This is a genomic window from Lactobacillus equicursoris DSM 19284 = JCM 14600 = CIP 110162 (assembly GCF_001434815.1).
Taxonomy (GTDB): Bacteria; Bacillota; Bacilli; order Lactobacillales; family Lactobacillaceae; genus Lactobacillus; species Lactobacillus equicursoris.
The window spans coordinates 1-8,278 of record NZ_AZDU01000061.1 but is presented as its reverse complement, the minus strand read 5'-3'; the positions used below and the strand labels follow the sequence as shown (position 1 = coordinate 8,278).

Here is an 8,278-nt window from a genome sequence, read left to right as displayed (position 1 = left end):
GTTTATACCGGATGGAACCTTTCAATTGGTCCTAATAAGGCAATTAAGCACGGTCCATACCATGTTGTGATTACGCTGATCTGGGTGATAATTCTGATCGTGATTGCGGATTCTTTTAACCACTTTAGCAAGGGGATAAGTAAGAAACAAAAGTATATTACCTACTATATTGGCTGCGTTGTTTATTTAGGCGTCATCTTGCAGGACTTATCAAACAGGTTCATCCATACCTCCTGCATCTCGATCACTATCGGCTACATCATCATCTTGCTCCTATTCCAAAATAACAACCTCAACTTCAGCGATCAAACCATTACCAAACAAGAGTACTTGATTACGACCGATGCCTTAACTGGTCTTGGCAGCCGCTATTCCTATGAAAAGGAGCTGAAGACTTTTGCCAAAAATATCCAGGACAAGGAAGTCGTAGCATATTCCATTGACCTTAATGGCTTAAAAGGGACCAACGATACCTACGGTCACCAAGAAGGGGACATGCTGATCAAGGAAGCCGCGTTGGTCATCCATGATACCTTCCGCGGCAGCCGGTGCTTCCGCACGGGCGGGGATGAGTTTGCCATTGTCGCCATTGGGAAACCAGACCATGGGAAAGAGCTGCTGACCAAGCTGAAAGACAATATAGCCATGTATAACCGCAAAAGCCGGCTCAAGATCAGTCTATCCGTCGGCATGGCTAGTTCTAAAGAAGTTGTCAGTGGCGGCCTGCGCGAATTGATGGCCTTAGCTGACCAGCGAATGTACCAAGAAAAGCGGAAGTACTACATGGATCCTAAACACGACCGAAGAAAAAATCGCTAATTTTTTCGCAAAAAAGCTTGCAAAATTCTGAGAATGAGATTAAGATAGAATCAAGTTTAAAGAAGAACGAATTTTACTAGAAAGGAACGATTGAAAATGACTGCATTGAAGCTTTGGCAAGACTGGCAAGACAAGTGAGGCTACAATCATTTTGGTGTAGACTCACTGATTTTGATGATCAAGGAGTCTATGCCAGCAATCGTTTCTATTGACTAAGCGACTGAGCTGGATAGCAGCTCAGTCTTTTTTTATCCCAAAATAGACTATTTAGGTTAGGCTCCGTATACTTTTTAATTCTATACAAAATAAATACATACATAAATAGAGGAGACTAATCATGACTTTACAAGCAACTAATAACGACAAGATGTACTACGGTGAATTCGGTGGGCAATACGTACCAGAGGCTATCCAACAAGCTTTGGATGAAATTGCAGTCGAATTTGAAAAAGACAAGAATGACCCAGACTTCCAAGCTGAACTGGACTTGCTGTTAAGAGACTACTCGGGTAGGGCAACGCCACTCTACTTTGCCGAATCTCTCACAAAGCGTCTTGGCGGGGCTAAGGTCTACCTGAAGCGGGAAGACCTAAACCACCTGGGCGCTCACAAGATCAACAATGCCTTGGGACAAATCCTAATCGCCAAGCGTCTTGGCAAAAAGCGGATCATCGCCGAAACCGGGGCTGGCCAGCACGGGGTGGCTACCGCCGCAGCCGCTGCCCGTTTTGGCATGAAGTGCACCATCTACATGGGCGGGAAAGACTGCGAAAGACAAAAATTGAATGTCTTCCGGATGCGGCTGATGGGGGCCGAAGTGATCCCAGCTGGCGGTGATGAGGGCGTTTTGGAAGATGCCGTTGCAACTGCTTTTGCCGACTTAGCTCAAAACTTAGACACAACCTACTACCTGGTTGGGTCAGCGGTTGGTCCATACCCTTACCCTCAAATGGTCGCTTACTTCCAAAGAGTGATCAGCCGGGAAGCTCGCCAGCAATTCCTCCCCCAGCTTGGCCGTTTGCCAGATGCCATCATTGCCTGCGTTGGCGGGGGCTCGAATGCAATTGGGGCTTTCGGTGAGTTCATTCCTGACAAAGAAGTTCGTCTGATCGGCGCTGAAGGGGCCGGCAAGGGCGCCAACACCCCGGAAAATGCCGCGACTTTGACCAACGGCAAGGTCGGCATCAACGACGGGATGAAGAGCTACGTCTTGCAAGATGACGAAGGTAAGGTTTTACCAGCTTACTCCATTTCCGCTGGTCTCGACTACCCAGGCATTGGGCCAGTTCACTCTTATTTGAAGGATACTGGCCGGGCTGAATATTACCCAATCACCGACGACGAAGCAGTTAACGCCTTTAAATTGTTGTCAGAAACGGAAGGGATCATCCCAGCTCTCGAAAGTTCCCACGCCTTAGCCCAAGCCATCAAGATGGTGCCGGAGATGTCGCCTGATCAAATCGTAATGGTCAACCTGTCCGGCCGGGGCGACAAGGACGTAAACCAAGTTGCCGCCTACTTGGGTGAAGAAATTTAAGATAATCCTGAGTTTTTGCTTAAAAAGTTTCCAGTCTGCTATACTTAAAGCATTGAGTTTATGAGGTGAAGAAATGCCAGGACTAGGAACTTTTATCAACATTGCCGCCATCATTGCCGGTGGCACCATCGGCTACTTTTTTGGTGGCTTGTTAAAAGACCGAGTACATGAGGGCTTAATCATGGCCAGCGGCTTAGGAACCATGTTTTTAGGAATTTCCGGAGCAACCGAGAAATTGCTATCCATTAAGTCCGGTGAGCTCACGTCAGTGTCCAACATGATGATGATCTTGTCGCTGTGGCCATTGCTTTTATTCCAGGTTTTTAGCAAATTAAACATCTACTGTATCTCTTAGAGCATCCCTTCGGGGATGCTTTTTTAATACCCTAGCTATATAAGCGAAAAAAGAATGGGACTATTAGCTTTGTATCATAAAAAGAACAGGATTCTGAATCTTTCAGAATCCTGTTCTCTTTTCTCTTCAATTTTCACGGCCCTTGGTAAAAGCGCTTCCCTGGACTATAATTAAGCTATGTAAGTAGTGAAAAGCAATCAAAAAGGAGAACAAAAATGACTAAAACACTCTATCTCATGCGGCACGGTCAAACCCTATTTAACGCCGAACACAAAATTCAGGGCTGGTGCGATTCGCCTTTAACCGATCTTGGCATCAAGCAAGCTGAAGAAGCAGCCAACACCATTAATGATCTTGGCCTGGTCTTTGATCACTGTTATTCTTCAACCAGCGAACGGGCCTGCGACACCTTGGAAATTGCCACCCGGGGCAAGTATTCTTACGAGCGGGTAAAGGGGCTAAAGGAGTCGAATTTTGGGACCTTTGAAGCTATGGACGAATTCCTGAACCCACCTCTGCCATACGGAGACTTTTTCGCTGGCCACGGTGGCGAGCGTCAAACGGAAGTTGCGGCGCGGATGGTTAAGACTTTAACTGAAATTATGGAAAGACCAGACCATGAAACAGTGCTAGCCGTCTCCCACGGGGCCTCCATCGCCAACTTTATCCGGTCTTATAATCAATATAACGTCAAAAAGCTTAAACCTGGAATCCCTAATTGCACCTTGTTCAAGCTTTCCTACGAAGACGGACATTTTTCCTTGTTAGATTATTTTGAACCAAAATTAAGATAGGGGGAGCTTAATGACTAAAACACTCTATCTCATGCGGCACGGTCAAACCTTATTTAATGTCGAAAAAAAGATCCAGGGCTGGTGCGATTCGCCTTTAACGGACCTGGGCATCAAGCAAGCCCAAGCCGCTGGTAAAATTCTAGATGACTTAGGCGTGACCTTCGACTACTGCTACTCCAGCACCAGTGAGCGGGCTTGTGACACCTTGGAAATTGCTACTCATGGTAAATACCCATATGAGCGGTTAAAAGGGCTCAAAGAGATGAATTTTGGCAGTTTTGAAGCTATGGATGAGTTCCTGCATCCGCCTTATCCTTTTGGCGACTACTATGCCCATTTTGGCGGTGAAAGTGAAACTGAGCTGTCTGACCGGATGGAAGCGACGCTCAAGAAGATCATGGAGCCTGTCGATGCCAAAAATGTTTTGGCTGTCTCCCACGGCGGAGCCATGGCCAACTTTGTCATGACCAAGGTCGACAGTAGTCAGCTTGCCATTGAACCAAAGTTGCCTAACTGTGCGATTTTGAAACTGCAGTATCATGATGGCAAATTTACTCTAGTTCAGCTTTATGCTCCTAAAGTTGACTAATTATTGCCGTCCCAGACCTTGAGATACTTGCTCGGCATCTGGTCACAGAGCCAGACCTCTTGGCTGGCATAGTAGAACTTGATTCCGTCTTTGGCGGCGCGCTCAGCATCAACTTGCAGGATCACGGGGCGATTATCACGGCGCAGGCCGACTTCTCTTGCCATGGCGGTATCCGCCGACAGATGGACGTACTGTCTGCCCATGGGCAGGAGGCCATTTTCCTTGATGCTGGGCCAAAAGCGCCGAGCTGTTCCGTGGTAGAGAAACTTAGGCGGCTTAGCCTCGGCTCGAATAATAATTCCGGGCACTGAGTGGCCATAAAGGGCACAAATCTTGCCATTTTTAATCTCAAACCGCTTTTTATTAGCCTGAGCCATCATTTTCCGGATTTCAGCTTCCGTTACCGGCGGATCAAAGCGATGCATTCGGTTTAAGGCCTTGATAAAGCGGGCTAAATCAGTGTAGCCATATTCGTCCAGCTCAATCCCGTACTTATCCGGATTGTGTCTTAAGGCATAGGACATCTTTTTTGATAAAAAGGTATTGCGATCTTGCATAATAATCCCCTTTCTAAAAGCTTTTTTCTCTTAACTTAAGTATAAGGCAAAAAGGAGCTGTCGGTAAATTTTACCTTGACCCTGTTGTATAATGGTAGCGAGGTGAAAATAATGAAATATGAAGCCGCCATCTTTGACATGGATGGGACGATCTTAAATACGAGTAAAGACTTAACTAGCGCTCTTAATTACGCTATGGAAGAAACTGGCCACCGGCATGACTATGAAGTGCTCCATACCAAAAACTTTTTCGGCAGCGGGGTAGTGGTGGCCATCCGCCGGGCGCTGGCCTATGAAGCCGGAACCAGCTTTGAGGACCTAGTAGCTTTTGGGACTAAAAACGAAAAAGTACCGGCCAGCGTGACCGAAGCTGAGGTTAACCGGGTGCTGGACATCTTCCGGCCATATTACGCAGCCCACTGCAACCTGGCTACTGGACCTTTTCCAGGGATCTTGGACCTGCTAACACATTTGCGGAAGGCCGGTGTTAAGGTCGCGGTTGTCTCCAACAAACCAGATGAGGCCGTCCAAAAGTTGGTTAGTGACCTTTTCCCAGACTACTTTGACTTTGCCTTGGGGCAAAAAGACGAAATTCGCAGAAAGCCGGCGTCGGACATGACCTTGGCCTGTGTTGATGCCTTAGAGATTACTGCAGACAAGTGCGTTTATATCGGGGATTCCGAAATTGACATTCAAACCGCGGCCAACTCCAAGATGGACGAAATCGCCGTCACTTGGGGCTTTAGAAGCGTTGACTTTTTAAAAAAGCATGGCGCAACTGTCTTAGTGGCCACGGCAGATGAATTAGAGAGAGCAATTTTAGGAACTGATAGTATGAAGCTTGTTTATGAAGAAGGGCAAAATCGCGCAGCTTTATATGACGAAGAAAAACTGGTTGGCCAGTGCCTTTATGAGGAAAAGGGCGACCACTGGATCATCGTCAAAACGGTGGTCGATCCAGAATACGGCGGCAAGGGTTATGCCCGCCAGCTGGTGGACTGCGTAATCAATCAGGCCCGGGGCAAAGGCAAGTGGGTAGGCGCTACTTGCTCGTATGCCAAGCACGTTTTGACCAAGCCCGGTTATGAGGACGTTAAGTAGACTACATAAAATTTAATATGTTAAGTGGGATTAGAAGTGCAACAATTTTTCAAGATTAACATCATGTTTTTGCTGATTTACATCAGCCTGACTCTGCTAGAGGCAACGCTGACTCAAGGCTGCCTCTTCTACCATGTAGTCGACGACCTGAACAACCTCTTTTCCTTTTGGCAGGTCGCCTACATCGTGCAGTCTTTGATTTAAGATTTTTCCTAAAAGGAATTACCAAAAAAAGGGGGCAGTTATGAATTACCAAGACGTGAACGCCGAAACCATCGACCGCTGGGTCAAAGAAGGCTGGGAATGGGGCAAGCCAGTTGATCACGAGACTATAGTACAGGCCAAAAAGGGCGACTGGGACATCTTGCTGACGCCGACCAAGCCTGTGCCAAAAGACTGGCTAGGGGATCTCAAGGGCAAAAAGGTCCTAGGGCTAGCCAGTGGCGGCGGCCAGCAGATGCCAATTTTGTCTGCGGCCGGGGCCAAGTGCACGGTACTGGATTATTCTGACCAGCAGCTAGAGAGCGAGCGGCTAGTAGCGGAGCGGGAAGGCTACGACATCGAGATCGTCAAGGCCGACATGACCAAGCCCCTGCCTTTTGAAGATGGCGCTTTTGACCTAGTTATCCAGCCGGTCGCTAACTGCTACATTGCAGAGCTGCAAGGCATGTTTAACGAAGTGGCGCGGGTTCTGACACCGGGCGGCGCCTTTTTGATGGGCTTTGACAACGGGATCAACTACTTTTTTGCTGACGAAAAAGAGACGGAAGTCGTGAACATTATGCCTTTTAACCCGCTGAAGAATCCGGACCAAATGGCCCAGCTGGAAAAAGACGACAGCGGCGTCCAGTTCTCCCACAGCCTGGAAGAGGAAATTGGCGGACAGCTGAAAGCCGGTCTGACCTTGACCGACCTTTACGAGGACACTAACGGCGAAGGACACCTGCATGAGCTCCACATCCCGACCTTTGTGGCAACGCGGTGCGTGAAGAAGGGGTAGGGCAATTTATTTCATCGAAATCGCCAAAGTAGCAGCGATAATCAGCACAATGGCAATGTAGTCAACTGGCAGCAAGACCAGGCCAAAGATCAGAACCGAACCAATCGTAGAGGCCACCGGTTCAAAAGCGTCCAGCAGCGACACGACAGCGGGGGAGAGGTGAACGAGCGCTTCGTTCATCCAAACAAACGGAACGATGGTGCCCAGGATCAAGACAAAGGCCAGGCCCAGCCACAAGCGCCAATCGCCAAAGGGGATGCCTGCAATATTTTGCGGCAGGGCCATCAGGGCAATCCCGCTGACCAGCATCCCCCAGCCGCTCACCGTCATCGATGAGTACTTTTTTACCAGAGGCGTCGGAATCGTGTTGCTCGTCGCCACGCCCACGGCAGACAAGAGCCCGAACAAGAGGGCTAGCGGGGAAATCCGTAGGTCGTGGATGTTCCCATGCGTTGCTAGCAAAAAGACTCCGCCAAATCCGGCAATAGCTGAGATGAAGTCAAGTGGCCGCAGGACCTGCTTCTTAGTCGCCGCCAAATAGCCTAAGATGAAAAATGGCCCCAGGAACTGGATGACCGTTGCCATCGCCGCGTTTGACAGCTGGACGCATTCGTAAAAGGCAAACTGGACTGGCAAAATACCCAAGATCCCATAGGCAATCATCCGCAAGGTCGTGTCCTTGTGCTTCCACACGTCCATGGGCTCATGCCTGTTCAGCTGGGCCAGCACAATCAAGATTAAGCCAGCCACAATCATCCGAACCTGCGAAATCCAGACCGCGTTGATGTGGGGGCTGAGGTTGAACAGCCCCTTGACGACCAGCCCCGACGCCCCCCAGAGGGTGGTGCCCAGGCCCACCTTGATCGTTGCGACCGTCTTCTCATTCAAATTAACAAAACTCTTTTCTTCCATCGTTGCCCCAATTCTTTTTAGTCAAAATACCTTTACAATTATACGATTAATAGAGCCGCTTTTAAACCAAATTTTTCTTGACGCCGCTTTACTAGTTCCACACTTGTGGTAAACTTAGGCTTAGTTCAATAATGATTTTACTTTTTAAAAAAGGAGAAACAAACATGAGTGAAAAACTGTTAGTTGTAACGACCGAACACATCCCTGGCCATAACTACGAAGTCCTGGGCGAAGTCTTTGGCGTGACCACCCAGTCACGGGATGCCATCTCTGACTTCGGTGCCGGCTTGAAGAGCTTTTTTGGAGGGGAAATCAAAGGCTACACCAAGATGCTGCAAACTTCCCGGGAAGTTGCCCTGGAGCGTCTGCGCGTCGAAGCAGAAAGCATGGACGCTGATGCCGTGGTCATGATGCGCTTTGACTCCGGCTCCATCGGCGAAGACATGCAATCCGTCGTCGCCTACGGCACGGCTGTCAAGTTCGTGGATTAGCCGAAGAGCTTAAATCGCTAACGAAAAAATCGCTTCCCATTTGGGCAATGTCATTAAGTTAAGGGATTGACATTGCAGTGCTGGATCATATTGAAGGATAGATATCCGCGATCCATTAGGACG

Annotated in this window: 11 protein-coding genes; 9 read left to right on the top strand and 2 right to left on the bottom strand. The window is 48.5% G+C overall.

The window, feature by feature from the left end; translation table 11 throughout:
- The 5 genes from FC20_RS08700 to FC20_RS08680 all read left to right on the top strand — a co-directional run.
- A partial coding sequence (locus FC20_RS08700; RefSeq protein WP_056945376.1) for a GGDEF domain-containing protein occupies nucleotides 1-819 on the top strand: 819 nt, incomplete at its 5' end.
- 337 nt (nucleotides 820-1,156) lie between these two features.
- Nucleotides 1,157-2,356 (top strand): tryptophan synthase subunit beta, encoded by a 1,200-nt coding sequence (gene trpB / locus FC20_RS08695; RefSeq protein WP_054667805.1) that lies wholly within the window; start codon nucleotides 1,157-1,159, stop codon nucleotides 2,354-2,356.
- A 73-nt stretch (nucleotides 2,357-2,429) separates the two neighbouring features.
- On the top strand, nucleotides 2,430-2,711 hold the full coding sequence (locus FC20_RS10190) for a DUF554 family protein (RefSeq protein ID WP_008463345.1): 282 nt from the start codon (nucleotides 2,430-2,432) through the stop codon (nucleotides 2,709-2,711).
- 215 nt (nucleotides 2,712-2,926) lie between these two features.
- A complete protein-coding gene (locus FC20_RS08685; protein WP_008463347.1) occupies nucleotides 2,927-3,505 on the top strand; it encodes a histidine phosphatase family protein in 579 nt (192 codons plus the stop codon).
- 10 nt (nucleotides 3,506-3,515) lie between these two features.
- Complete coding sequence (locus FC20_RS08680; protein WP_008463350.1) at nucleotides 3,516-4,094, top strand: histidine phosphatase family protein; 579 nt, start codon at nucleotides 3,516-3,518, stop codon at nucleotides 4,092-4,094.
- Here FC20_RS08680 and FC20_RS08675 read toward each other — a convergent pair.
- Entirely contained in the window at nucleotides 4,091-4,651 is a 561-nt protein-coding gene (locus tag FC20_RS08675; protein WP_008463352.1) for an RNA 2'-phosphotransferase, read from the bottom strand. The two genes, FC20_RS08680 and FC20_RS08675, sit on opposite strands and share 4 nt — an antisense overlap.
- 111 nt (nucleotides 4,652-4,762) lie before the next feature.
- Here FC20_RS08675 and FC20_RS08670 point away from each other — a divergent pair, with 111 nt between their 5' ends.
- The 3 genes from FC20_RS08670 to FC20_RS08665 are packed head-to-tail and all read left to right on the top strand — an operon-like array spanning nucleotide 4,763 to nucleotide 6,752.
- The gene (locus tag FC20_RS08670; RefSeq protein ID WP_008463357.1) at nucleotides 4,763-5,752 is read left to right on the top strand and encodes an HAD-IA family hydrolase; all 990 of its coding nucleotides are present in this window, start codon (nucleotides 4,763-4,765) and stop codon (nucleotides 5,750-5,752) included.
- Nucleotides 5,753-5,788: 36 nt separating this feature from the next.
- Nucleotides 5,789-5,956 carry a hypothetical protein gene (locus FC20_RS10435; RefSeq protein WP_008463359.1) on the top strand — a complete coding sequence of 56 codons (168 nt, stop codon included), beginning with the start codon at nucleotides 5,789-5,791 and terminating at the stop codon, nucleotides 5,954-5,956.
- Nucleotides 5,957-5,996: 40 nt separating this feature from the next.
- Nucleotides 5,997-6,752 carry a class I SAM-dependent methyltransferase gene (locus tag FC20_RS08665; protein WP_056945375.1) on the top strand — a complete coding sequence of 252 codons (756 nt, stop codon included), beginning with the start codon at nucleotides 5,997-5,999 and terminating at the stop codon, nucleotides 6,750-6,752.
- Nucleotides 6,753-6,758: 6 nt separating this feature from the next.
- Here FC20_RS08665 and FC20_RS08660 read toward each other — a convergent pair whose 3' ends face one another.
- Nucleotides 6,759-7,664 carry a DMT family transporter gene (locus FC20_RS08660; RefSeq protein ID WP_008463368.1) on the bottom strand — a complete coding sequence of 302 codons (906 nt, stop codon included), beginning with the start codon at nucleotides 7,662-7,664 and terminating at the stop codon, nucleotides 6,759-6,761.
- Nucleotides 7,665-7,828: 164 nt separating this feature from the next.
- On the opposite strand from FC20_RS08660, the gene FC20_RS08655 reads away from it, so the two are divergent.
- Nucleotides 7,829-8,155, top strand: a complete 327-nt coding sequence (locus FC20_RS08655) for a heavy metal-binding domain-containing protein (RefSeq protein ID WP_008463370.1) — start codon at nucleotides 7,829-7,831, stop codon at nucleotides 8,153-8,155.
- The last annotated feature ends 123 nt before the right edge of the window (nucleotides 8,156-8,278 follow it).